Genomic DNA, 24234 nt, shown 5'->3' on the forward strand with positions numbered 1-24234 from the left:
TGCGCAGAGCGCCGCCGGATCGGTGGCTCCCGCCGGGGCGCCCGGGGGTTCCCGGCAGAGCGGGTCGGTGCCCGCCGCACCGGTTGCCGGGGGCCCTGCCCCGGTCGCCGACACAGCCACGGGTACCCCCGTGCCCCGGCGGCCGGGCACGGCTCCGGCGGGCCGCCCCGCTCCGGGTGGCGGCTCTCGTGCGGGTGGTTCCGCGATGCCGCAGCGCCCGGCCGGTTCCCCTGCTGCTGCCGGCTCCGCCCCAGCCGTCGGCGCGACCGCGAGTACCCCCGCGCCCCCTGCCCCGCCCCGGCGGCCGGGCACGGCTCCGGCTGGGGGCCCGCACGCGGGCGGGCGGGCACCGGGTTCCACCGGGGCGCCCGGCGGGCCCGCGCGGCCCGGCGCGGGTGCCCGGGCGGACCTCGCTCCCGGCGGCCCCGCGGAGCGAACCGGTACCGGGGCGGGCACGATTCCCGGTGGCCCCGCGGAGCGAACCGGCGCGAGTGCCGGGCGGGCCTCCGTCGTACCCGAGCGGCCCGCCGCGCCGCCCCCGGCTCCCGGCGTACGGCCGCCGGCCGCCGGGCCGTTGCCGCCCGAGCAACCGGCCGCCCGGTCCGGCCCCGTACTCCCGCCGCACGCGCCCCCGTCACTGCCGCTGCCTCTTGAGGAGTACGCGGAGATCACCGCCCGGCTGCGGCCCGTGCCCGCCCGGCGGCCGGTACGGACCGTCCTCGCCGCGGTCTGCGCCGTACTCGGACTCGGGCTGATCGGCGGCGCGGTCACCGCCACCGCGCTCACCGGCGGGACCGGCGGCGGCTCCGCCGAGGAGTCCGCGTACGACCGCGCGCAGGCGCTCTGGCACACCGCGCCCGTCGGCCGGCTCTTCCCCCCGACGATCCGCGGTCTCAAAGCCGGTCCCGGCAAGGCCGACCGCGTCTGGACCCGGATCGCCGTGGCGCCGGACACCGACTGCGCCACCGCCCTCGACCCCGGACTGACCGCCGCCCTGGCGAAGACCGGCTGCGTCCGGGTCGTCCGGGCCACCTACACCGACGCCACCTCGACCCATGTGACCACCGTCGGCATGGTCTTCACCGGAGCCGACGAGCACGATATGGCGACCCTCGCCCAGCGAGTCGACACCCAGAGCCTCGACGAGCGCCCCGATCTGCTGCCCCGCGCCTTTCCCGCCCGGGGCACCGTCGCCGAACGCTTCGGGGCCGCGCAGCGGGCGAGCTGGTCGCTCAAGGTGCTCCCCGACGCGCCCGTCGTGGTGTACGCCGTGTCCGGCTTCGCGGACGGCCGGGCCGTCGCGGGCCCGGAGCCGGTCACCGCCGCCCGGGACGCCAAGTCGACATCCCCGGTCGCCCAGGCCGGGCTCGGCCACGAGGCGTCGGGCCTCGCGGCGGGAGCCGAGCGCGCTTTCCGGTCGGCGCTCCACCCTCCGACGGAGGCCCCCGAGTGACCCCTTCCCCCGCCTCCGGAGCGAACCGCCGTACGCCCGCGGCCCGGAGCACCTCGCACACTCCCGTTCCCGCGGCCCGGGGAACCTCCGTTCCCGCGGCCGCCGCCTGCGCCTCCGGGTCCGCGGCCGTGGCCCCCGCCGGTGTCCCGGGTACGCCCGGTCCCGCTGTCCCCGGCACCCCGGCCGCATCCGGTCCCGCCGCCCCCGGCTCCACCGCCCTCCGCGCCCCGGGGGCCGCCCGGGTCTCCCGGCCCGCGCGGCGGAGCCGTACGGCAGCGGCGGTCCGCACCCGGCGGCTGCACCGCACCGCCGCGCTGGCCGCCGCCACCGCGTTCGCGCTGCTGCCCGCCGTACCCGCCCGCGCCGACGGCATACGGGTCCAGCAGTGGGGCCTCGACGCCCTCAACACCGACGAGGCGTGGCGTACCACCAAGGGCGAGGGGATCACCGTCGCCGTCCTCGACACCGGCGTCGACGACCAGCACCCCGACCTCAAGCACAATGTGCTGCCCGGCAAGGACCTCATCGGCTTCGGCGCCGTACGCGGCGACCGGGCCTGGGCCCGCCACGGCACCGCGATGGCCGGGATCATCGCCGCCCACGGCCGGGGCTGGAACAACGAGTCCGGGGTCATCGGCATCGCCCCCGAGGCGAAGATCCTGCCCGTCCGCGTGATCCTCGAAGGCGGCGACAACGCCCGCGAGAAGGCCCGCAAGACCCGGGGCACCGCCCTGGCCCAGGGCATCCGCTGGGCCGCCGACCAGGGCGCCGACATCATCAACCTCTCCCTCGGCGACGACAGCGAGTCCGCGCACCCCGAGCCGGGCGAGGACGCCGCCGTCCAGTACGCCCTCGCCAAGGGCGCCGTCGTCGTCGCCTCCGCGGGCAACGGCGGCGAGAAGGGCGACCGGATCTCGTACCCCGCCGCCTATCCCGGCGTCATCGCCGTCACGGCCGTCGACCGCTTCGGCGGCCGGGCCTCCTTCTCCACCCGCCGGTGGTACGCCACCGTCAGCGCGCCCGGTGTCGACATCGTGATACCGGACCCGGACCGCAAGTACTACGAGGGCTGGGGCACCAGTGCCGCGGCCGCGTTCGTCTCCGGCGCCGCCGCCCTGGTCCGCTCCGCCCACCCCGGTCTGACGCCCGCCCAGGTCAAGCGGCTCCTCGTCGATACCGCCCGGGACCGCCCCGACTCCGGCCGGGACGATTCCCTCGGCTACGGCACGGTCGACCCGGCGGCGGCCATCGAGGCGGGCAAGGACCTGACCCCCCGGGACCCGAAGACCGCGACGGCGGGTTACGCCAAGCCGTACTTCGGCAAGGGGCCGCAGCCGCGGAAGCCCGACGAGACCCCCTCCAACTGGCTGGCGCCGCTGGTCGGCGGCGGGGGCGCGGTGGTGCTCGCGCTCGCGGTCGTGCTGTGGCGCGGCGGCCGCCCCCGTACCGGAGCCTGAACCACCGCCGGACCGCCCCCCGGGGACGGCCACCCGGGCCTGCGGTCCTTCGGCCACTCGGACCTCGGGCTCACGGCACCTCCCGGACCGCGGGCGCGAACCGTCTCCCAGGCTCACGGGCGGGGAGAGGCCCCGCCCCCGCTTCGGGCGTGAACCATCCTCTGAGCCCTGAGCCCTGAGCCCTGAGCCCTGAGACTTCTCGGGGCGAGGCTGTGACCTGCGGAAATGTGGGCTTTTGGGTATCTGGCCTGGGGAAACCCCTCTCCGTAGTTCTCGTATTTTCGCGCGTTTTCTCAGCCTGATGTGTGCTGGATCCGTTCCGGAGCGCTCCGTTCTCAAGGCGGCCACGCATCTGCTCTGTGATGTCGATGCGGGATGCTCTGCGATTCCTTGTTGTGGGCCTGGCCGCACAGAAACAGCCAAATCTTGCCGGAGTGTTTCAGGCCAGGAGGGAGTGTCCGGCAGCGTTCGCATGGAGCTGCCCCCACCATCACTCGACGTTGGTGCTTCGGTGCGCGCAAGTGCTGATGGAACTGAGAGCGGTCACCAGGGCGTGGTCCGGACAGTCGGTCGACGGGTTGAGGCGTAGAGCGAGTGCATTCACGGGCCTCGGGAACGGAATCTTGAACGGGTATCGAATTTGCGTCCCGATTCGATCGTCGACACCAATCCCATCGTGAAAACGATCTGCTGATCATCCATCCGGGGGCTAGCATCTCAGAGGTCACTTGGGGATCAACCGCCCCTTTCGGAACGTGCTTTCAGGATGACTGTGAAGATCAAGCGTGTGCGCGTCGAGAACTTCTGCTGCCTACAGAAGGTCGATGTCTCTTTCGAAGGAACGACCTGCTTCATCGGCCCGACAGGCGTTGGGAAGTCCACGGTGCTGCGAGCCCTGGACTGGTTCTTCAACGGGGAGAAGTCTGTCGCGCTCAGCACGAACGACGTGCATTCGGCAGCGGAAGGCGGGCGCATCTCGGTGGAGGTCGAGTTCGACGGCCTCACCGACCGCGACCGTGCGACGCTCGGACGGTACGCACCCGAAGGCGTCAAGTCGGTGAGCATCTGGCGGACGTGGCAGGACGGCGACGACAAGATCACGGGCAAGGCCCTCGCGTACGCGCCCTTCGAGGAGGTGCGACGTCACCAGAAGGCGACCCCGTTGCGGAAGGCGTACAACGAACTGTTGGAGGGCGACCCGAGCCTCGGGCTACCCAAGGTCGGTAGTGCGCCGGCAGCGGAAGAGGCGATGAGGGCGTGGGAGCTCGCGAATCGCGAGCGGCTCACCGAGTCCGAGGTTGAGGACACGCACTTCTTCGGTTTCGCGGGCCAGAGCGTGTTGGCACAGTTGATCGACTTCGTGTTCGTCTCTGCCGATCTGCGGGCCTATGAAGAGGCGGACGACCAGAAAGCTACGGCGCTTGGCCGCATCCTCGATCATGCGGTGGACCGGACGGGCGCGAACGAGCAGCTCGGTCAAGTCGAGGAGAGTGCACATCTAGCACGTGAGAAGATCCACGCTGAGGTGTACGGCCCAGTCCTCGATGAACTTTCCTCCGCGCTCTCCTCGGAGGTGGAGAAGTTCACTACCGGCCGCCGTGTGGTGGTCACTCCCGTTGTGCACCCGCCGAGGCCCGCCCGGACCGCCTTCAGCGTGACGATCCGCGACGGTGCGGCCGAGACCTCGGTCCATCGGCAGGGGCACGGGTTCCAGCGTGCGCTCATCATCGCCGCGCTGAAGTTCCTGGCGGACCGTCGCCAGCCCGAGGGCGGGACACGAACCTTCTGCCTGGCCATTGAGGAGCCCGAGCTGTTCCAGCACCCTCCTCAGGCCCGCACCTTCGCAGCTGTCTTGCGCGAGCTCGTGTCTGCATCGCCCGCAGGGCGTACCCAGGTGATGTACGCCACCCACAGTCCCGTATTCATCGATCCGACCGGCTATCACCAGATTCGGCGCCTGTGCCGAGCGTCCGATCAGGAGCATCCTGCGACCGAGGTCTGGCAGGCGACCGAGGATGAACTGTGCCGGACCCTGGACGGGCTGGTGGACGCAGACACGGTCCGACGGCGCATTGCAGGGCAGCTGACCACTGCGTTTGCGGAGGGGTTCTTCGCCCGAAGCGTCGTGCTGGTTGAGGGGACGGGTGACGAGGCTGTCCTCAACGGGTGCGCGGAGCGCGTGGGCGTGAACCTCGGCGCCAACGGAATCAGCATCGTCGCGGTCGGCGGCAAGGACAACATGATGATCGCCCACGCGATCTTCAGTGCCTTGGGTGTGCAGTGTCACGTGCTGTTCGACGGCGATGCCCACAAGGAGGAAGAGAAGCTGCAGTCCGTGCAGAACTTGTTGCCCGAGCAACGCAAGGCTCAGGAGCTGAAGGCGCAACAGGAAGCACAGCGCACCTGCGCGAAGAACGCCAATCTTCTCGGGTATCTGGGCGCACCGCGTTCGCTGCGCCCGGTTGACGAGTCCGCAGCCCGCTACACGGTCTTTGAGCGTGACCTGGAGACCTACCTGGCGGAGTACTGGCCAGCATGGGGCGCGCGGAGAAAAGAGCTGATCGACGAGGGGGAGGGCTTCGGAGACAAGAACGCGGCAACGTATCGCACAGCGGCCCGAACTGCGGCGACCGCACCGCCGTTCCTCATCCAGGCACTGCTGGAGAACGTTAAGGCGATGGTATGAGCCCTCAGGCTCGGCCTTTGCACGAGGGAAGACGAACCCGGGATATGCTCAGGGAAAGAGGTTGCTCCAGCCACGTCAGTGGGCCTGTGTGTTCAGGGTTGTGTCGGGGGCACCTCCCAGGGACGGGTCTGGGCCGAAGTCGGTGACCGTCATGGACGCAGTCCCTCCGGGCGGGCTCGTCAGGACGCCACGGACGCGGACCGGAATGCCAGCGTCGTGGCAGTGGACCGCCTCGTGGTAGGCGGTATCGGGCAGATCTATCCACACGGTGCGACTGCGGCGCTGGATAAGGGCTTGGACGCCGACGCGCCCAGTCTCGTCGTCCGGGTGCCGACTGAGGTCGGTTACCAGGCCGTAGATCACGTTCTCGCGGCTGTAGACGCTTGTCTTGAGTTGGTCGGCTACCCGCTCCACGACGGCGATAGCGTCGTGGTTGAACTCGACCTCACGAGGGGTCCCAGGGGGTGCCGACGCAACCCGAGACCAGTTGAAAGTGACGTCCAGGCTGTCGACCGCCTTGCTGTTTACGACTTTCGACAGGGCCTGGCACAGTTCGTATGAGACACCTTCCCCGATCGAGTCGGTGATCTCACTGGGCGTGGGGACGCGGTCTGCCTCTGCCATCTCCTCCAGAACGCCCAGCGCTCGGGACATCGTGGCGGTGACGCGCCGGTCGAACAGCGTCTCCTCGATCTCGACATCGATCTGGTCTTGGCCCCGTTCGTACACGTCCATGGGGGACCGGGCCTGGCTGATGATGGGCACGATGTACGACCCTTTACGGGTCTGACCGAGCCTTACGTCCCGAGCCTGTTCTCTGGCACGGACTGGGAAGCTCCGGAAATGACCCTGCCTACGCAGGGTTGCCGCGGCCGAGGCCACTCGCAGCCGTTTTGCCGATTGGAAGAGCTCGAAGCCGGCGTCCAGAGGGATCGACCCGTCACGAATGGACGGGTGGGAGGCTCTGAGATCGGTCACGTCGTGGAAGACGGAGCTGATGGAGTCCGTCACGGTTCGAGTGTCCACACCGCCGATCCGAGAGAGATCCGCGACGAGCATATGAGCCCGTTTGGTGAAGTCCGGGGCGCCCGGCTTCATGGGGACGAGGATGACTTCCTCGGTGGGACCGGGAAGGCGCCAGAGTTCCGCGATGTCACCGCCGGACACCGTGGACCAACCTGTCACTTTGAGGTAACTGCGGATCTCAGCCGGCCCGAAGGGGAGTTCGTCGGTGACCACGTCAGTTCACCACCGAGCTGCCGACGAGGAGGATGCTTCGCGCCATGTCGAACATGGACTGCATCGACTTCACGGTGAGTTGCTGTTCCTCCGGGAGGCCGATCGCAGTGGTGGCGCGGCTGTTTACGGGCTCCCTGCCGTGCAGGCAGGCCCAGTACCCGTGGCAGGCGAGAACGACGGAATCAGGGTGCTGGGTGACCCAGAGTTCCAGATTGGGCGGCACCACAAGGAGAACCAGGTGCCCGGGCGCCGAGCGTTCCCTGCTGCGCAGCTTGTCGTAGGTCTCGATGTCCAGGTCGAAACTGTATCCACCGCGAACGGCGCGTGGGCTCTGCGTGCACTTGAGTTGGAAGTCGACCATGAGGCCGCGGTCCCGGAGCGTGACATCCACCCCGTCCTTGTCGACGTTCCAATCCCCCACTGTGTACCCGCCCTGGGAGGCGAGGGCGTGCACGTACGCGCGGCTGATCTGTTCCTTCTGCCAGCTTGTCGCTTCCCCGGTCACGTGTGCCCCTCCCCGCAGCCTGATCGCGAGGATAGATGCGTGCGGAGCGTCTGGAAACAGGGCGTCGAGTCTCGAGGAACCGACTGCGACCAACAACGCCATCTGAGTCCCCCGACTAGGGGATCACTGAATCTTGCTTTGGGGCGGTCCGTCGGCGATCGGGCTGTCCTACGTGCTACACGCTGTGGCTGGGGGTCAGGCTGCAGGTGCGGGGTGGATCGGCTGTTTCCTGGTCTGCGAAGGCGAGGAGGTCAGGCATCCTCGTAGGACCATGCCTGGCCAGTCTGCCGGTATTGCTCCACGGGAATTGGGTATTCCCCTCTCCGCATCCGGGTGGTGTACAGGAGACCGTCGAGGTGGTCGATCTCGTGGTGGATGAGGCGGGCGAGGCCGTGTTCGTACACTGCGGCTGCTGTCTCGCCGGCCAAGGCCGTGCTCTCGACGGTGATCTCCAAGGGGCGGGGGACAAGGCCCCGGACGTCGAAGAAGCTCAGGCAGCCCTCATACTGCTCGTCGCTCGCGTCCACGCAGGCTGTGACCCTTGGGTTGAGCAGGATGATCGCGGGGGCGTCGCCGGGTGGCTGGACGATGGCGACGGCGCGGCCAATGCCGATCTGTGGGGCCGCGATGCCCATGCCCTTGGCGAAGGGGTGGACCTGGCTGATGCGGTTGAGGGCGGCGAACAATTCGTCCACGATGCGCTCGGCCTCGTCCTGCTCGGTGGGCAGGTCGAAGCGGCGGGCCGGGGTGGTGAGGATGGCGGCGCCCTCCTGGACGACGCCGAGGTCTCGCATCTGCTGGCTGGGCCGAACGCTCGTCAACTGAACTCTCCCTGTTCCGTCTTGTGTTCGGGTCGTGCGCGGAACCGCCACTCCAGACGGTACCGAGCGTGCAGTGCGGGTGTCGTCGTGATCCACGTGAAAGCCCGATGCTCGCCGTCGTCGCGGCGGACGGGCGGGGTGCGGAGTGGGGAGGCTTCGGCGGTCATCGAGGTCTCGGTGCCCCAGACCACGGGGTTGAGGGCGGTGGGGAAGACAAGCTGGACTTCGAGCTGTTCTGTGGGCAGGCGGACGGCACGCTGGAACCAGTTGCCCCATTTGTCGTCGCCGACGGTGTAGGCGTACTCGATCCAGACGGATTCGCTGGGGTAGAGCGGGAAGCGGCCGTGTTCGTTGTCGAACAGCAGCCAGATCTCCTTGAAGGCGTCACGGTCGTGCTTGGCCTGCCATCGCATTGGCTCGCCCCGGCAGGTGGCGGTGAGGTCGAGTTCGTCCCAGGTCAGCGGGTGGGCCCGGTAGTGGGCGTTGGACTGTTCCGGGTCGCCGGGGTAGCGGTCGACCGAGATGCGGATCAGGTAGCGGGTGACCGGTTCCGTGCCGGTGTTCCGGAGCTGGCGTCGCATCGTGAGCCGGTAGGCGCGGCCGTCGTAGCGGAGGTGCGCGGCGTCGTGTTCGACGACGAGGGCGGAGCCTACGGCGTGCGGCTGCTCGGGCATTCGCGGTGTCGGCGGGGCTGCGGGTGGGCGCCGTGCTCGGGACTCTCTGGCCCTCGCCTGCTCGTAGTCGAGCCAGCGCCGCCAGATGGCCTTCGCGGAGTTCATCACCTCGTCGGCGAGCCGGGCGAACTCCGCGCTGGGCTTGTGGCGACCGGACTCCATGTGGCTGACGTACGACGGGTGGAAGCCCATGGCCTGGGCTAAAGCCCGCTTGGACAGACCCCGTACCTCACGCCACCGCGCCAACTCGGCCGCGAAGTCCTCGGCTGCCTGTTCGGCGGTGATCTCCGCGCCCTGGGTGTCCATCGAACCATCGCCCCGTGTCATCTTCAGTGAGCATGAATGAACCGTGAGTGATCCCAGTTCATCATCCCGTCACGGTCCGCGTCGACGCTTTCCTTCCCTCAGCGGCCCGGACCGACCCGGGCGGATGACGGAGGCGACGCATCATGCGCGTGCTGTACCTGCTGAACATCTCCAACCCCGACCGGCTGTCATCGGACTCCGGCTGGATCTTCGCCGATCTCCTCGCCCCGGCCCTCGCGGACGCCGGAGCCGAGGTGACCGTCGCCGCGCCAGCACCGGCCGGGGACGGCCGGTGCGGCTTCCGGCAGACGAAGCTGCCCGGAACGAAGTATCGCGCCCGGTTCTCGGCGGACATCGACGAATTGGAGTCTCTCATTCGGTCCGAGAAGCCGGACGTGGTGGTGGCCAACCAGATCGAGGAGGCCACCGCGATCCGTACGGCCCTGCTGGAAACGGGCTCCGGCGCGCTACTGGCCGGGTACTGCCACTATCTGCCGTACTCCTTCGACGACGGCAGGCAGCTTCTGGTCGACCCATCCCTCGATGACGGCGGGCTCGGGCGGCCGGTGCTGCTGGCGTTCGCCGCCGGCCTGGCTGTCTGTGACCGGGTGATGGTGCACTCCTCCACAGCCGCCTCCTGGGTCTCGGCCGCAGCTGAACGGATGACCGTGGATCTGGGCGACAGGCTGCGGGTGGTTTCGGCCCCACGCGACGAACGCCTGGTCCGCGCGCCCGTCACCACCCCGAGCGGCGACGGAGCCGAACCGATCGGGGTCTACAACCACAGGCTGTACGCGCACTACGGCACCCAACAGTTCGTGGACCTGGCCCGTGAACTTGTGTCTTCCGGATCCGTGCGGCTTCGGGTGATGGACCTGTTCGGGCAGCGCAGTGCCGCTCGGACCGGGCTGAACGACAGTCCCGAGCGGATGCAGGAGAAACTTGCCGCTCTGCCTCATGTGCAGATCGTCTCGGACCGGGGTGACCGCGTCCGCTATCGGGATCTGCTGGCCGGGGCGCGCTTCGGTATCGCCCCGTTCCGGCGCGGCTGCCCGTGGTCGATGAGCGTGATCGACTGCCAGGGCATGGGCCTGCCGGTAATCTCGCCGCGACTGGGCTGGCTCGCCGAGCACATTGACCCCGAACTGTGCTTCACCACCACGTCCGAGGCGGTCGCCCTCGCCGAGCGGCTGGCCTCCGACGACACGTTCCACGCCCTGCACGCCAAGCGCGCCCACGCCTCCACGGCCGACTTCACCCCCGAACTGGTTGCCACCCGCTACCTGGAGGCGATCTCGTGACTGGGTTCGACGCCGTCTTCCTCTCGTACGACGAACCGATGGCCGACTCCCTCCACTCCCGCCTCCAGCGGACCCTCGGGGGCGCTGTGAAGCGCCTGCACGGAGTACACGGCATGCGCCGGGCCTACCTGCTGTGTGCCGAGGCCGTCGACCGTGAGCAGTTCTTCCTCGCGGACGGCGACTTTGCCATAGACACCAACTTCGCCCCGGCCGCTGTGGAGCCCCTGGACGAGGATGTCTCCATGCGCGTGTGGCGCGCGGTCAACCCCGTCAACGGACTGACCTACGGCTACGGCGGGCTCAAGCTCATCCGCCGCAGTGCTCTGCGGGAGATGGGCGAGGCGGTGGATGTCCTCGCCGCACTGCCCGGACGCGTCGAGTTCGCCGAACAGGCCGCCGGTGTCACCCGCTTCAACCAGAGCCCCTTCCACTCCTGGAAGGCGGGCTTTCGGGAGTGCGCGATGCTCACCCGCGGCAGTGAGTACGGCATGGCCGACGGCGACGCCCACTGGCGGGTGGAAGCTTGGAGCCGCAGCAGCGACGGGGAGTTCGCCGCCTTCGCCGCAGCGGGGGCCCGAGAGGGCGTGGCCTTCGCGAGCGAGGTCGCCCGTCAACCGGACCAGTTCGAGCGGCTCAACGATCCGGCGTGGCTGCGGCAAAGGTTCACTGAGGTCCACGGGGACCAGACGGTCTCCGGGTGACTAGGCCACTCGCCCTGATCGAGCCGTACGCCGACCGGCTGGGCGGGCACCATCAGCGCACTCTGGTGGCGCTCGCCCAGGCACGACCCGGCAGCCTGGTCGTCGCCCTGAACGGAATCGCACCCGATGCGGTGGCCGTGCTCCGGGAGACGGCAGCCCGAACGGCGACCGCGCCCGTGGGGCGTGTCTCCGCCGGATTCTTCGTCGCATCACGCCTCCTTGCTGGTGTTTCGACGGTCATCCGGCGGGTCTTTCGCTCTCGTCGATGGCCCGACCGTCTGCGGCGGCTGCCACACCAGATCACCCTCATCGCGCGCTGCCTGGCCGAAGCCTCGGCACTGCGGACCGCCCGTCGGCTTCAGCCCATCGCCGACGCGGTCGTGATCCTCACCGCCAGCGATGCGCTGCACGGGGCAGCAGCCCTTCTGGGAAGTCAACCGCATCTCCGGTTCGTCCACGAGGCCGTCACGACCGAAGACTCCTTCGTACGGCTCATCGGCCGCCTGGCCCGCCGGGGCGAGCGCCGAGTGATCGCCGTGTACCCGACCGAGTCGGTCGGCGACCAGTTCGCCGAGGACTTCCCCGACCTGCCGGCCGTGGTCCGAGCCTTCGCGGTCGACGATGGTCTCCGTCTGACCGACTCCGAACGTGAAAGTGGCCGGTCGGCCCTCGGGATCCCGATCACCGATGCCGTGGTCTGCCTCGTCGGCGGCTGGTGGCCGTACAAGGACCTCGACGTCATCGACGCCGCCCTGGCCCGGCTGAAGGAACCGCTGCACCTCGTGGTCACGGGCGATCCACTGGACGAGTCGGTACTCGCACGCTGGCAGAACCTGCCCTTCCTCCACCTGCACGTGATCCCCGGACCCGTCACGGAGTGCGCGCTACGACGGGTTTATGGGGCGGCTGACGCCGCCCTCGTCGCCCGGCGCCCAGGGGTCGGCAAGGAGTCCGGCCTGGTGATGGACGCCGCCCGCCTCGGCGTCCCGCTGATCCTCTCTGGTCACGACCTCACGCTCACCGGCCGGCTCCAGGGCCGACCGTGGGCCCTGATGTTCCCCCCAGGCGACCCGGATGGCCTCGTCCACGCTCTGCGCAGCGTCATCCGCCAACCGCCTGAGCGACCCGGCTCTGAGGCTCCCGACCTTCTGGGGATGCCGACCGCCGCAGACCAGGCCGACTTCCTCACTCGGATGATCGCCTCCCTCATGACCACGGAGTCCCGATGCTGAGCACACCCCCGGCTCTGATCGCCGTCGTCGGGCCCGTCGAGCCTTCTCTGTTCGAAGCATGGGTCCACCACTACCGGAAGCTCGGCATTGAGCGATTCTTGATCGCTTTCCATTTCCCCGAGCATGTTCCCCACGCCCAGCAGCACCAGCTCCAGGCGGCCTGCCGGGAGCTGGGCATCGTTCCCACCGGCACCTCGACCGGCCCTTGGCACGAGCACACGAACACACAGCTCCGCGACGCCCTGCGGCACCACGCCGGACGCGGCTGGCACCTGCTCGCTGACGCCGACGAATTCCAGCAGTACGCCGCGCCTCTCCCCGAGGTGATCGAACAGGCCGAACGTTCCGGACACCGGACCGTGGGCGGCCTGATGCTCGACCGCGTCACCGCGACCGGGCATCTGACCGGCTGGCGCACCGAAGACGGGCTGGATCACGCGTATCCCCTCGGCGGCCATCTCACCCACCGGCTCCTGCACGGGGACCCCCGCAAGATCGCACTGGCCTGCCACGACATCCCCGTCTCCTCCGGCAACCACCGATCCCCCGGACACAGACCGGACCCGGACCGCCTCTGCGCCGTTCACCACTTCAAGTGGCGCTCCGGGGTCTTGGACGACCTCCGCCGCAGGGTTCAGCACTTCTCGACGGGCACCTGGCAGGAACAGACCCCGGCCGTACGCGGCGAAGCCGCCCGTCTCCTGTCACACGTTCGCCGGCACAGCGGCTCGATCGACATCGGCGATCCGCAGTTCGCGTTCCGGCGGGTGGGCCTGGACCGGACGCCGGACGGCTGGGCCGCCGAGGCCCGCGACATCGTCACCGCCTGGCGGCCGTCCGCCGGCTCCGCCCGGGATCGGGGAGAATGACCGCGCTCGTGCACGCCCGTCGCGGAAGGGATGACCCCGTGCCCCTCGCCGTTCTCCTGGTCGGCCTCACCGGCTCCGGCAAGACCACCGTCGCCCAGACCCTCACCCGCCACGGCTACGTCCGGCTGTCCGTGGACGAGGAGGTACACCGCCTCCACGGCCGCTACGGCGTGGACTACCCCGAGCACACCTACTTCGAGCGCGAGCGACCCGCCATCGAGACCACCCGGGAACGGTTCACCAAGGAACTCCAGGCCGGGAACGATGTCGTCCTCGACCATGGTCTGTGGCGCCGCACGGACCGGGACGCCTGGCGGGAGGCCGCCCGTGAAGGAGGCGGCCATCCCGTCGTCGTTTACCTTCCCGCCGACCGCGACGAACTGCTACGGCGCCTGACCGAACGCAACCAGCGCGAGGACGCCAACGCCCTCACCGTCACCCCCGAAGCCCTCGACGACTTCTTCGCCCGCTTCGACACCCCGGCCGAGGACGAGGAAGTTATCGTCCACACCGGAGACCAGAACGCACTTCTGGCAGCGCTGGCCGCAGCTCGGCACACTCAGCGCTGAGTGCCTCTGCTCGCCCCACGCGTCACATGGTGTGGCGTCACCAGAGGCTGGGGCACGGAGAGGCTGGGCTCGCTGCCATGGGTGCTTCGGAGGCGAGCTGCGGTCGCCCGCTTGTCCGGCAGGGAAGCGGTATGCCACACCAGCACCTGAGCCGGTGAATCCGCACTGTCGAGCCCGGGGCTCACGGGCCCGCCGCACCCCGGGTTCAGCCCGCGGCGGCCACCGCCGCGCGTACCGCCGCCTCCACCCGGGCGACTCCGGCCTCCTTCGACGGGTGCCCGTCCGAGAGCGCCACCACGAGGCGGCCGCCGGCCCGTCCCATGGAATGGACCACCCACAGGCCGGTCGCCCGCATCGGCATCCAGCCGTTCTTGAGCGCCCACCCGCCGGGCCCCGGACCGGCGGCCGCCGACACGCCCCAGGCCTGGTCCACGCGGACCAGGCCCATCAGCTCCCGCAGCGGGGCGTACCCGGGCTCCCGGAACACGGACCGCAGCAGGGTCAGCTGATCGCGGGCGGTGGTCCGGGTCAGGCCCCAGGCCGGGTGGGCGGAGGTCGCGGTCAGCCCGAGGCGCGCATGCGCGGCGTCCAGCGCCGGGGCGCCGCCCAGGGCCTGCCACAGCTCGGTCGCCGCGTCGTTGTCGCTCCGGACGATCATGTCCCGGGCCAGGGCCCGCTGCCGGGCGTCCAGCGGCCGGCCGCTCCGCAGCAGGGCGGCCAGTACGGAGACCTTGACGATGCTGGCCGAGGGATAGCGGAGATCGGCGCCCTCGCCGTACCAGGAACCGGACTCCGTCCCCACGGCGACCGAGAGCCGGTGACACGCCGGAGGGCCGGGTACGCCGGAGGCGCCGGAAGCCAGGGAGCCGCCGGGTACGGCGGAGGTCTCGGTCATGGCCGCAGGCTATGCGGCCGTACGGGATCCGATAAGGCCCTGTCCCGCCCGAGGCTCCCGTCCGCCCGGCGCCCCCGTGACCGGCCGCCGCCCGGAGGGAACTAGGCTCGGAGCGTGGCCCTCAAGAACATCCCCGATCCCGGTTTCTCCGACGACGACGGCACCGCCGACGCCCGGCTGACGGCGGCACTCGCCGTCTGGGCGGGCGACCGGACGGCCGAGGGGGGGGTCCTGGCGGCGCTCGCCGGGGCGCGCCTGCTGGTGCCGGTCGTCGCCGTACTCGGCGAGGTCGAGACGGACGAGAACGGGCTGCGGCGGGAGAAGACCAGCGAGATGGCGGTGCCCACGCTCACCGCGGGGGACCGGCGCGCGCTGCCCGCGTTCACGTCGCTGGAGACCCTGGCCCGCTGGGACCCGGCCGCCCGTCCGGTCGCCGTACCGCTGCACCAGGCGCTCCAGGCGGTCGCCCACGAGCGGGCCGACACCCTGGTGCTCGACCTCGCCGGGCCGGTGCCGTACCAGCTCAGCGGTGCCGCGCTGCGGGCCGCGGCGGAGGGCCGGATCAGCACCGATCCGCTGGACGACCCGGCCGTCACCGGGGCCGTCCGGGAGGTGGTGGCGGCCGAGCCCGCCGTCGTACGGGTCCATCTGCTGCCCGGGGACGGCACCGACGGCACCCTCGCCCTGGTCCTGGCGGACGGCGCGGACGCCGCCGGGGTCGCCGGGCGCATCGCCAGGGCCCTCGCGGGCCACGACGTACTGAGGGCCCGCCTGGTGCGGGGCCTCGACCTGGCGCTGCTGCCGGCCGGGGCCACCCCTCCGGGCGAGCCCTTCTCCGTACGTTCCTGATCCCGGGGTTCCCGGCCGGGCCTGCCGGCCGGGGCTACCCGGTCGGCAACACCCGGTCCCGGGCGGGCCGGCCGGGGCCACCCGGTCCCGGCCCGTACCCGGGCCCCGTTGGCGGCGCCGCTGCCCCGCCCCGGGCCCGGGGAGTCCCCGCGCGAATTCCTAGCCGTAGACCGGCCCGGTGTACTTCTCGCCCGGTCCCTGACCCGGCTCGTCCGGGATCAGGGACGCCTCGCGGAACGCGAGCTGGAGCGACTTCAGGCCGTCGCGCAGGGGCGCGGCGTGGAAGGAGCTGACCTCCGTCGTGGAGGCGTCCAGCAGTCCGGCCAGCGCGTGCACCAGCTTGCGGGCCTCGTCGAGGTCCTTGTGCCGGTCGCCCTCCTCGGTGAGGCCCAGCTTCACGGCGGCGGCGCTCATCAGGTTGACCGCGACCGTGACGATCACCTCGACGGCGGGCACCTCCGCGATATCGCGGGTCATGGCGTCGAAGTCGGGGGCCTCGGCGGATGCGGGGGACACGGCGGGCTCGCCGGCGCCGGGGGAAGGGGTCGCGTCACTCATGACGCCCACGATATGCCCCGCCGCCGACGCGGCCGCCGGGGCCACCGGTTAGCACCGCCCCGCCGAAGGTGCTAACCTTGTGTGACGACCGGCCGGACACGACTGTGCCCGGCCCACAAGTGGAGGCTCCGATCTCCCACCTGGCCGCCCTCGGGGCGGCGGGTCACCGGTCAGGCGGTCCCCATCGTTCCGTACGGACGATGGAACTGCCCGATGTGCGCCCCGCGGGTATTCGCGGCGGTGCTCCGGTATTCGAGGAGCTGCCGCCTGTGTCCCGTCCGGGGCATTTTTTCTGTTCCTGCGCGGTTGGTCTTACCAAACAGACGCTCGCGGCCGTCTGCCAGTCGGCCGCGTGTGCTACCGAGGAGGATCCATCAGCGCCGAGCCCCGCATCAACGACCGGATTCGCGTTCCTGAAGTGCGGCTTGTCGGTCCCAGCGGCGAGCAGGTGGGCATCGTCCCGCTCGCCAAGGCCCTTGAGCTCGCCCAGGAGTACGACCTCGACCTGGTCGAGGTCGCGGCGAACGCCCGGCCGCCCGTGTGCAAGCTCATGGACTACGGGAAGTTCAAGTACGAGTCGGCCATGAAGGCCCGTGAGGCGCGCAAGAACCAGGCGCACACGGTCATCAAGGAGATGAAGCTCCGGCCGAAGATCGACCCGCACGACTACGACACCAAGAAGGGCCATGTCGTCCGCTTCCTGAAGCAGGGCGACAAGGTCAAGATCACGATCATGTTCCGTGGTCGTGAGCAGTCTCGCCCCGAGCTTGGTTACCGTCTGCTTCAGCGTCTTGCGTCCGATGTCGAGGACCTCGGATTCATCGAGTCGAACCCGAAGCAGGACGGCCGGAACATGATCATGGTTCTCGGCCCGCACAAGAAGAAGACCGAGGCCATGGCCGAGGCGCGTGAGGCCCAGGCCGCACGCAAGGCGGGCCGTGACCCCAAGGCTCCGGCCGAGGAGCAGGCAGAGGCTCCGGCCGAAGCCCCGGTCGAGACTCCGGTCGAGACCCCCTCCGAGGGATGAGCCCCGGGGGCAGCCTTGCGGCCGCCCCGGGTCCGCCCCGGACCTGACAAGACGAACTGGACGCTCCCGCGTTCCCGGTGCCCGCGCGCGCCGGGGGAGAGCGCCACTGACGAGGAGATAACGGCGCGATGCCGAAGAACAAGACGCACAGCGGTTCCAAGAAGCGCTTCAAGATCACCGGCTCCGGCAAGGTGCTCCGTGAGCGCGCCGGCAAGCGCCACCTGCTGGAGCACAAGCCGTCCACGCTGACGCGTCGCCTCACCGGCAACGCGGAGATGGCCCCCGGCGACGCCAAGAAGATCAAGAAGCTTCTCGGCAAGTGACGTCGCCTCCCGCCTCCGGGCGGCCCCGCGGTCGCGGGGCCCGCTGACGGAGCGGGGGAGACGACGCCGGGACCGGGAGACCAAATTCGTATTCGGGCCGTGCCGCCGCACGTACGGCCCCGCTACAAGGAGTTAACAAGTGGCACGCGTCAAGCGGGCAGTCAACGCCCACAAGAAGCGCCGGGCGATCCTGGAGCAGGCCAGCGGTTACCGCGGCCAGCGTTCGCGCCTGTACCGCAAGGCCAAGGAGCAGGTCACCCACTCCCTGGTCTACAACTACAACGACCGGAAGAAGCGCAAGGGCGACTTCCGTCAGCTCTGGATCCAGCGCATCAACGCCGCTGCCCGTCAGAACGGTATGACCTACAACCGTCTGATCCAGGGTCTGAAGGCCGCCAACATCGAGGTGGACCGCAAGATCCTGGCCGAGCTGGCCGTCAACGACGCCAACGCGTTCGCCGCGCTGGTCGAGGCCGCGCAGAAGGCGCTCCCCGCCGATGTGAACGCGCCGAAGGCCGCCGCCTGATCGCCGCGTGATCGTCGCACCGCCGCCGTGCCGCGCGCACCGGTGGTGCGACACCCGCGTTCCGGACCCGCAGGCCCCTGTGGCCTGCGGGTCCGTCTGCATCCACGTGTCACCGGGCGGTGCCGTCCGCCGTTCCGTACTACGCCTCTTCCTGAGATGGCTCTTCGTACGGTGCCTCTCCGTGTCCGCCCGCTCGTCACGCCGCCCGCGCCCCGCGCCGGCGGCGCCTCTCCCGGAAGTGAGTCCATGGCCGCCCCCGAGTTGATCTCCCCGCGCTCCCCGCGCGTCGGCGCCGCGCGGAAGCTGGCCCGGCGGAACCTCCGCGGCAAGGAGCGGCTGTTCCTGGCCGAGGGGCCGCAGGCGGTACGGGAGGCCACCGGCCACCGGACACCGGCGGGCGAGACCACGCTCACGGAGCTGTTCGCCACCCCCGAGGCGGCCGAGCGCTATCCGGACATCCTGGCGGCCGCCGGGGCCGCCGGAGTCCGGGTCCATCTCGCCGACGAGACGGTCATCGCCGATATCTCCACCACGGTCACCCCGCAGGGGCTGGTCGGCGTCTGCCGGTTCGTCGACGTCCCGTTCGAGGACATCGTGGCGGCCCGGCCCCGGCTCGTCGCCGTGCTCGCCAATGTCCGGGACCCCGGGAATGCGGGCACCGTACTGCGCTGCGCCGACGCCGCCGGAGCCGACGCCGTCGTCCTCACCGACGCCTCCGTCGACCTCTACAACCCCAAGGCCGTCCGGGCCTCGGTGGGCTCCCACTTCCATCTGCCGGTCGCCGTCGGCGTCCCGGTGGAACGGGCCGTACGGGAACTGCGGGGCGCCGGGGTGCGCGTGGTCGCGGCCGACGGTGCCGGGGACGACCTCGACACCGAACTGGACGCGGGCACCATGGGCGGCCCCACCGCCTGGGTCTTCGGCAACGAGGCCTGGGGCCTCCCCGAGGAGACCCGGGCGCTCGCGGACGCCGTGATCCGGGTTCCGATCCACGGCCGGGCCGAGAGCCTGAACCTGGCGACCGCCGCGGCCGTATGTCTCTACGCCTCGGCGCGCGCCCAGCGCTCCGGGGCGTAGGAACCCGGCGTACGGGAGCCCCGGGGCAAGCCGGGGCCGGGGGTACGCGAACGGCCCGGAGGGCGCCGCGACAGCGGACGGCGCATCCGGGGAGCGAGGCAGGGTTGACGGGTGGTACGGGGGGCGCACTCGCGCAGGGGGTCCGGACCGTCACCTTGAGCTAGTAGGGTGACGGGCTCGGGGGCCCACTGCGAAGCGGAGAGGTGGGGGCACGGGTATGGCGGTCGGCACGAGCAGGGTCGCGGAGACACACGGCACGTCGCCGTGCGCGTCCACCGGTCCCGGCGCGTTCCCGGTCGACCCCGACGACCTGCCCGACGGGCTCGTCGTCGCCGACGAGAACGGCCGGGTGATCTGCTTCAACGCCGCGGCCGTCCGGATCACCGCCACGGCCGGCGCCGACGCCCTCGGGCAGCCCCTGGAGCGCGCCCTGCCCCTGGAGGACCTCAAGGGCCGCCGCTGGTGGGCCCTGACCGACCCGTACGGCGGACTCGCCACCCGGGTCGGCCAGCCCGAGCGCAATCTGCTGCTCCCCGGCGGCCGCGAGGTCCTCGTCTCCGCCCGGTACGTCCGCGAGTACCCCACCGGCCCGCTGCGCCGTCTGGTGGTCAGCCTGCGCGGCACCGAGGCCCGCCGGCGCACCGAACGCAGCCACGCCGAGCTGATCGCCACCGTCGCCCATGAGCTGCGCTCCCCGCTGACCTCGGTGAAGGGCTTCACGGCCACCCTGCTCGCCAAATGGGAGCGGTTCACCGACGACCAGAAGAAGCTGATGCTGGAGACCGTCGACGCCGACGCCAACCGGGTCACCCGGCTGATCGCGGAGCTTCTCGACATCTCCCGGATCGACTCCGGGCGGCTGGAGGTCCGCCGCCAGCCCGTCGACATCGCCGCCGCGGTCGGCCGGCACGTCCAGGCCCATATAGCCAGCGGACGCAGCCCGGACCGGTTCGTGGTCCGGATCCACCCGGGGCTGCCCGCCCTCTGGGCCGACCCCGACAAGGTCGACCAGGTCCTCGGCAATCTGCTGGAAAACGCGGTGCGCCACGGCGAGGGTACGGTCACTATTGACGTGGCGCCGACCGCGGCACCGCGCGACGCAGAGGAAGGGACGGCCGTCACCGTGAGCGACCAGGGCCCCGGCATCCCCGAGGAGTCGATGGCCCGTGTCTTCACCCGCTTCTGGCGGGGCAGCAAACGCGGCGGCACCGGTCTGGGCCTCTATATCGTCAAGGGCATCGTCGAGGCCCACAGCGGCACCATCACCGTCGGCCGGGGGCCGGCCGGCGGCGCCGAGTTCCGATTTACCCTGCCCGTCGGGCTGCCCGCTCATCTGAGCTGAGCCGCCCGCCGGGCCATCCGAGCCGCCCGGCCAGCCGGGCCCCGGGACGTCCCCCGGAAACGCGCCGCCGCCCGTGCGATCCCGACCCTTTAGACTCAGTCTTTGGCACCTTTGCGTCCTTCGTCTGCGTCCGTCGTCGCCGAGCGGAGCCGCGTCCACCAAGCCAACCGGAAACACGGGAAGAGATGTCGGCACCCAACAAGTCGTACGACCCTGTCGAGGTCGAGGCACTGAAACCGGAAGAAATCGAGCGCATGCGGGACGAGGCGGTCGCCGCCTTCGCCGCCGCGGGCGACCTCGAAGCGCTCGCCCACGCGAAGGTCGCGCACACCGGTGGCACCTCGCCCCTCGCGCTCGCCAACCGTGAGATCGGCGCGCTGCCCCCGCAGGCCAAGGCCGAAGCGGGCAAGCGGGTCGGCCAGGCGCGCGGCGCCGTGAACAAGGCCCTCGCCGCCCGCCAGACCGAACTGGAGGCCGAGCGCGACACCCGGGTGCTGGTCGAGGAGGCGGTGGACGTCACCCTGCCGTACGACCGGGTCCCGGCCGGCGCCCGCCATCCGATCACCACGCTCTCGGAGCGCATCGAGGACGTCTTCGTCGCCATGGGCTACGAGGTCGCCGAGGGCCCCGAGGCCGAGGCCGAGTGGTTCAACTTCGACGCGCTGAACATCGGCCCCGACCACCCCGCGCGCGGCGAGGCCGACACCTTCTTCGTCAACGGCCCCGGCGGTGCCGACGCCGCTGAGGGCTCCGGGGTCGTCCTGCGCACCCACACCTCCCCGGTGCAGATCCGCTCCCTGCTGAGCCGTGAGCTGCCGGTGTACGTGATCTGCCCGGGCCGTGTCTACCGCACCGACGAGCTGGACGCCACCCACACCCCCGTCTTCCACCAGGTCGAGCTGCTCGCCATCGACGAGGGCCTGACCATGGCGGACCTCAAGGGCACCCTCGACCACATGGTCCGGGAGCTGTTCGGCGGCGAGGGCATGAAGACCCGGCTCCGGCCGAACTTCTTCCCCTTCACCGAGCCGTCCGCCGAGATGGACATGGTGTGCTACGTCTGCCGCGGCGAGTCCGTCGGCAACCCCGACCGCCCCTGCCGCACCTGCTCCAGCGAGGGCTGGATCGAACTGGGCGGCTGCGGAATGGTCAACCCCAAGGTGCTCGTCGCCTGCGGCGTCGACCCCGAGAAGTACAGCGGATTCGCCTTCGGGTTCGGCATCGAACGGATGCTGATGTTCCGCCACAACGTCGAAGACATGCGAGACATGGTCGAGGGTGACATCCGGTTCACCCGGCCCTTCGGGATGGAGATCTGATGCGGGTCCCGCTTTCCTGGCTGCGGGAGTACGTCGACCTGCCGGCGACGGAGACCGGCCGTGACGTACAGCAGAAGCTGATTGCCGCCGGTCTGGAGGTCGAGACCGTCGAGCAGCTCGGCGCCGGCCTGACCGGCCCCCTGGTCGTCGGCCGGGTGCTCTCCATCGAGGAGCTGACCGAGTTCAAGAAGCCGATCCGGCACTGCCTGGTCGACGTCGGCTCCGCCAACGGCACCGGCGAACCGCAGGAGATCGTCTGCGGCGCCCGCAACTTCGCCGTCGGCGACAAGGTCGTCGTGGTCCTCCCCGGCGCCGAGCTGCCCGGCGGCTTCAAGATCGCCGAGCGTAAGACGTACGGCCGGATGTCCCGCGGCATGATCTGCTCCTCCGACGAGCTGGGCATGGGCGCCGACGCCTCCGGCGGCATCATCGTGCTCCCGCCGGAGCACGAGGCCGGCACCGACGCGATCGCCCTGCTGGAGCTGCGCGACGAGGTCCTCGACATCGCCGTCACGCCCGACCGCGGCTACGCCCTGTCGATGCGCGGTGTCGCCCGCGAAGCCGCCACCGCGTACGGGCTGCCGCTGCGCGACCCGGCGCTGCTCGACGTCCCCGGGCCCAACGCCCAGGGCTACCCCGTCCGGGTCGCCGACCCGGTCGGCTGCGACCGCTTCACCGCGCGGACCGTCACCGGGGTCGACCCCGAGGCGCGCTCCCCGATCTGGCTCCGCCGCCGCCTCCAGAAGGCCGGCATGCGACCCGTCTCGCTCGCCGTCGACATCACCAACTACGTGATGCTGGAGCTGGGGCAGCCGCTGCACGCCTACGACCGCACCCTGATCGACGGCCCCATCGGGGTGCGCCGCGCCGAGCCCGGTGAGAAGCTCACCACCCTCGACGGCACCCGCCGGGTCCTCGACGCCGGGGACCTCGTCATCACCGACAGCCGGGGCCCGATCGGGCTCGCGGGCGTCATGGGCGGCGCGCACACCGAGATCGCCGACGCCGTCGCCGACCCGGAGACCGGCGAGGTCCGCGGCACCACCGAGATCGTCGTCGAGGCCGCGCACTTCGACCCGGTCTCCATCGCCCGCACCGCCCGCCGCCACAAGCTCTCCTCCGAGGCGTCCCGGCGCTTCGAACGGGGCGTCGACCCGCTCGCCGCCGCCGCGGCCGCCCAGCGGACCGTGGACCTGCTGGTGCTCCTCGCCGGGGGCACCGCCGAGCCGGGTGTCACCGAGGTCATCACGCCCTCCGCGCCCCGCACGGTCGCCATGCGCGCCGACCACCCCGACCGGGTCGCCGGTGTCGCCTACGGCCGGGAGACCGTCGTCCGCCGCCTCCAGCAGGTCGGCTGCGACGTCTACGGGCAGGACGAGCTGATCGTCACCGTCCCGTCGTGGCGCCCCGACCTCACCGCGCCCAACGACCTCGCCGAGGAGGTCATGCGGCTGGAGGGGTACGAGAACCTCCCCTCCACGCTGCCCCGGCCCGCCTCCGGGCGGGGCCTGACCGGCCGGCAGCGGCTGCACCGCCGGATCGGCCGGGCGCTCGCCGGAGCGGGTTACACCGAGGCGCCGAACTACCCGTTCATCAGCCCGCAGGTCCTCGACCAGCTGGACCTGGCCGCCGACGACCCGGCCCGCCGGACCGTCACCCTGGCCAACCCGCTCTCCGACGAGGAGCCCGCGCTGCGCACCACGCTGCTGCCCGGTCTCCTGGGAGCCCTGCGCCGCAACGACGGCCGCGGCAGCCACGACCTGGCCCTGTTCGAGACGGGTCTGGTCTTCCACCCGGCGGCCGAACAGCGGCGGGCCGCCGCGCTCCCCGTCGACCGGCGCCCCACCGACGCCGAACTGGCGGGCCTGGACGCGGCCCTGCCCGAGCAGCCCCGGCATGCCGCCGTGGTGCTGGCCGGCGCCCGTGAGCAGGCCGGCTGGTGGGGGAAGGGCCGCCCGGCGGACTGGGCGGACGCCGTCGAGGCCGCCCGGACCGTCGCCCGCGAGGCCGGTGCCGAACTCGCCGTCGAGCAGTCCCGGTACGGCCCCTGGCACCCCGGCCGCTGCGCCGAGCTGTTCGTCGTGGTCGACGGGGTGAAGACCTCCGCCGGGCACGCGGGCGAACTCCACCCGCGCGTGGTGAAGGCGTTCGGGGTGCCCGCCCGGACCTGTGCCATGGAGCTCGACCTGGACCTGGTCCGGCGGGCGGGCGAGGGCCCGGTCACCGCACCGCGGATCTCGTCGTTCCCGATGGCCACCCAGGACGTGGCCCTGGTCGTCGACGCCGGTGTCCCGGCCGCCGCCGTCGAGCACGCGCTCGCCGTGGGCGCCGGTGAACTGCTGGAGTCCGTCCGGCTGTTCGACGTCTTCACCGGGGAGCAGATCGGCGAGGGCCGGAAGTCCCTGGCGTACGCGCTCCGCTTCCGGGCCCCGGACCGGACCGGAAGGGAGCCGGGCGCGGACCGGGGAACGCCGTTGTCCCGTCGACGGGACGGTCCCGCGGAAC

22 protein-coding genes are annotated in these 24234 nt (G+C 71.1%); 16 read left to right on the forward strand and 6 right to left on the reverse strand.

Features of this window, described 5'->3' with window-relative positions; genetic code table 11:
* Positions 1–574: 574 nt before the first annotated feature.
* The 3 genes from ACWDR0_RS25610 to ACWDR0_RS25620 all read left to right on the forward strand — a co-directional run bounded on the left by ACWDR0_RS25610 (position 575) and on the right by ACWDR0_RS25620 (position 5596).
* Entirely contained in the window at positions 575–1453 is an 879-nt protein-coding gene (locus ACWDR0_RS25610; protein WP_456354112.1) for a hypothetical protein, read from the forward strand.
* A gap of 296 nt (positions 1454–1749) precedes the next feature.
* Positions 1750–2910, forward strand: coding sequence for a type VII secretion-associated serine protease mycosin (gene mycP / locus ACWDR0_RS25615; protein ID WP_456354131.1), 1161 nt, complete (start codon positions 1750–1752; stop codon positions 2908–2910).
* 772 nt (positions 2911–3682) lie between these two features.
* A complete protein-coding gene (locus tag ACWDR0_RS25620; protein ID WP_456354113.1) occupies positions 3683–5596 on the forward strand; it encodes an ATP-dependent nuclease in 1914 nt (637 codons plus the stop codon).
* Positions 5597–5671: 75 nt separating this feature from the next.
* Here ACWDR0_RS25620 and ACWDR0_RS25625 read toward each other — a convergent pair whose 3' ends face one another.
* The 4 genes from ACWDR0_RS25625 to ACWDR0_RS25640 all read right to left on the reverse strand — a co-directional run bounded on the left by ACWDR0_RS25625 (position 5672) and on the right by ACWDR0_RS25640 (position 9162).
* Positions 5672–6835, reverse strand: a complete 1164-nt coding sequence (locus ACWDR0_RS25625; protein WP_456354114.1) for a hypothetical protein — start codon at positions 6833–6835, stop codon at positions 5672–5674.
* A gap of 1 nt (position 6836) precedes the next feature.
* Positions 6837–7340, reverse strand: coding sequence for a DUF4365 domain-containing protein (locus tag ACWDR0_RS25630; protein WP_456354115.1), 504 nt, complete (start codon positions 7338–7340; stop codon positions 6837–6839).
* Between the two features lie 251 nt (positions 7341–7591).
* A complete protein-coding gene (locus ACWDR0_RS25635; RefSeq protein WP_456354116.1) occupies positions 7592–8161 on the reverse strand; it encodes a peptide deformylase in 570 nt (189 codons plus the stop codon).
* Positions 8158–9162: a helix-turn-helix domain-containing protein gene (locus ACWDR0_RS25640; protein ID WP_456354117.1), complete on the reverse strand. Its 1005-nt coding sequence runs from the start codon at positions 9160–9162 to the stop codon at positions 8158–8160. Before ACWDR0_RS25640 ends, ACWDR0_RS25635 begins: the two co-directional genes overlap by 4 nt.
* A gap of 122 nt (positions 9163–9284) precedes the next feature.
* On the opposite strand from ACWDR0_RS25640, the gene ACWDR0_RS25645 reads away from it, so the two are divergent.
* From ACWDR0_RS25645 to ACWDR0_RS25665, 5 genes are read left to right on the forward strand one after another with little or no spacing between them, the layout of a single operon-like run.
* The gene (locus ACWDR0_RS25645; RefSeq protein ID WP_456354118.1) at positions 9285–10442 is read left to right on the forward strand and encodes a glycosyltransferase family 1 protein; all 1158 of its coding nucleotides are present in this window, start codon (positions 9285–9287) and stop codon (positions 10440–10442) included.
* Positions 10439–11143, forward strand: a complete 705-nt coding sequence (locus ACWDR0_RS25650; protein WP_456354119.1) for a hypothetical protein — start codon at positions 10439–10441, stop codon at positions 11141–11143. Before ACWDR0_RS25645 ends, ACWDR0_RS25650 begins: the two co-directional genes overlap by 4 nt.
* Positions 11140–12375 carry a glycosyltransferase gene (locus tag ACWDR0_RS25655; RefSeq protein WP_456354120.1) on the forward strand — a complete coding sequence of 412 codons (1236 nt, stop codon included), beginning with the start codon at positions 11140–11142 and terminating at the stop codon, positions 12373–12375. Before ACWDR0_RS25650 ends, ACWDR0_RS25655 begins: the two co-directional genes overlap by 4 nt.
* Positions 12369–13244, forward strand: coding sequence for a glycosyltransferase family 2 protein (locus ACWDR0_RS25660; protein ID WP_456354121.1), 876 nt, complete (start codon positions 12369–12371; stop codon positions 13242–13244). The genes ACWDR0_RS25655 and ACWDR0_RS25660 overlap by 7 nt, the downstream gene beginning before the upstream one ends.
* Before the next feature lie 38 nt (positions 13245–13282).
* Entirely contained in the window at positions 13283–13813 is a 531-nt protein-coding gene (locus ACWDR0_RS25665; protein WP_456354122.1) for an AAA family ATPase, read from the forward strand.
* A 205-nt stretch (positions 13814–14018) separates the two neighbouring features.
* Here the strand turns inward: ACWDR0_RS25665 and ACWDR0_RS25670 are convergent, their stop codons facing one another.
* Positions 14019–14708, reverse strand: coding sequence for a serine hydrolase (locus tag ACWDR0_RS25670; RefSeq protein WP_456354123.1), 690 nt, complete (start codon positions 14706–14708; stop codon positions 14019–14021).
* A gap of 114 nt (positions 14709–14822) precedes the next feature.
* Between ACWDR0_RS25670 and ACWDR0_RS25675 the strand changes: the two genes are divergently transcribed.
* The gene (locus tag ACWDR0_RS25675; RefSeq protein WP_456354124.1) at positions 14823–15557 is read left to right on the forward strand and encodes an SseB family protein; all 735 of its coding nucleotides are present in this window, start codon (positions 14823–14825) and stop codon (positions 15555–15557) included.
* Between the two features lie 159 nt (positions 15558–15716).
* Here the strand turns inward: ACWDR0_RS25675 and ACWDR0_RS25680 are convergent, their stop codons facing one another.
* The gene (locus tag ACWDR0_RS25680) at positions 15717–16115 is read right to left on the reverse strand and encodes a DUF1844 domain-containing protein (protein WP_456354125.1); all 399 of its coding nucleotides are present in this window, start codon (positions 16113–16115) and stop codon (positions 15717–15719) included.
* Positions 16116–16467: 352 nt separating this feature from the next.
* Between ACWDR0_RS25680 and infC the strand changes: the two genes are divergently transcribed.
* The 7 genes from infC to pheT form a co-directional block, all read left to right on the forward strand.
* A complete protein-coding gene (infC, locus tag ACWDR0_RS25685) occupies positions 16468–17142 on the forward strand; it encodes a translation initiation factor IF-3 (protein ID WP_456354126.1) in 675 nt (224 codons plus the stop codon).
* A 128-nt stretch (positions 17143–17270) separates the two neighbouring features.
* Positions 17271–17465, forward strand: coding sequence for a 50S ribosomal protein L35 (gene rpmI / locus ACWDR0_RS25690; protein ID WP_003959822.1), 195 nt, complete (start codon positions 17271–17273; stop codon positions 17463–17465).
* 139 nt (positions 17466–17604) lie between these two features.
* The gene (gene rplT / locus ACWDR0_RS25695; protein ID WP_358827461.1) at positions 17605–17991 is read left to right on the forward strand and encodes a 50S ribosomal protein L20; all 387 of its coding nucleotides are present in this window, start codon (positions 17605–17607) and stop codon (positions 17989–17991) included.
* Positions 17992–18237: 246 nt separating this feature from the next.
* Complete coding sequence (locus tag ACWDR0_RS25700) at positions 18238–19068, forward strand: TrmH family RNA methyltransferase (protein WP_456354127.1); 831 nt, start codon at positions 18238–18240, stop codon at positions 19066–19068.
* 217 nt (positions 19069–19285) lie between these two features.
* Positions 19286–20410: an ATP-binding protein gene (locus tag ACWDR0_RS25705; protein WP_456354128.1), complete on the forward strand. Its 1125-nt coding sequence runs from the start codon at positions 19286–19288 to the stop codon at positions 20408–20410.
* A gap of 185 nt (positions 20411–20595) precedes the next feature.
* Positions 20596–21729, forward strand: coding sequence for a phenylalanine--tRNA ligase subunit alpha (gene pheS, locus ACWDR0_RS25710; protein WP_456354129.1), 1134 nt, complete (start codon positions 20596–20598; stop codon positions 21727–21729).
* Positions 21729–24234, forward strand: a 2506-nt coding sequence (gene pheT / locus ACWDR0_RS25715; protein ID WP_456354130.1) for a phenylalanine--tRNA ligase subunit beta, incomplete at its 3' end; no start/stop codon positions are given. The genes pheS and pheT, both read left to right, overlap by 1 nt.

The sequence above is a fragment of the Streptomyces sp. NPDC003691 genome, from assembly GCF_053981115.1.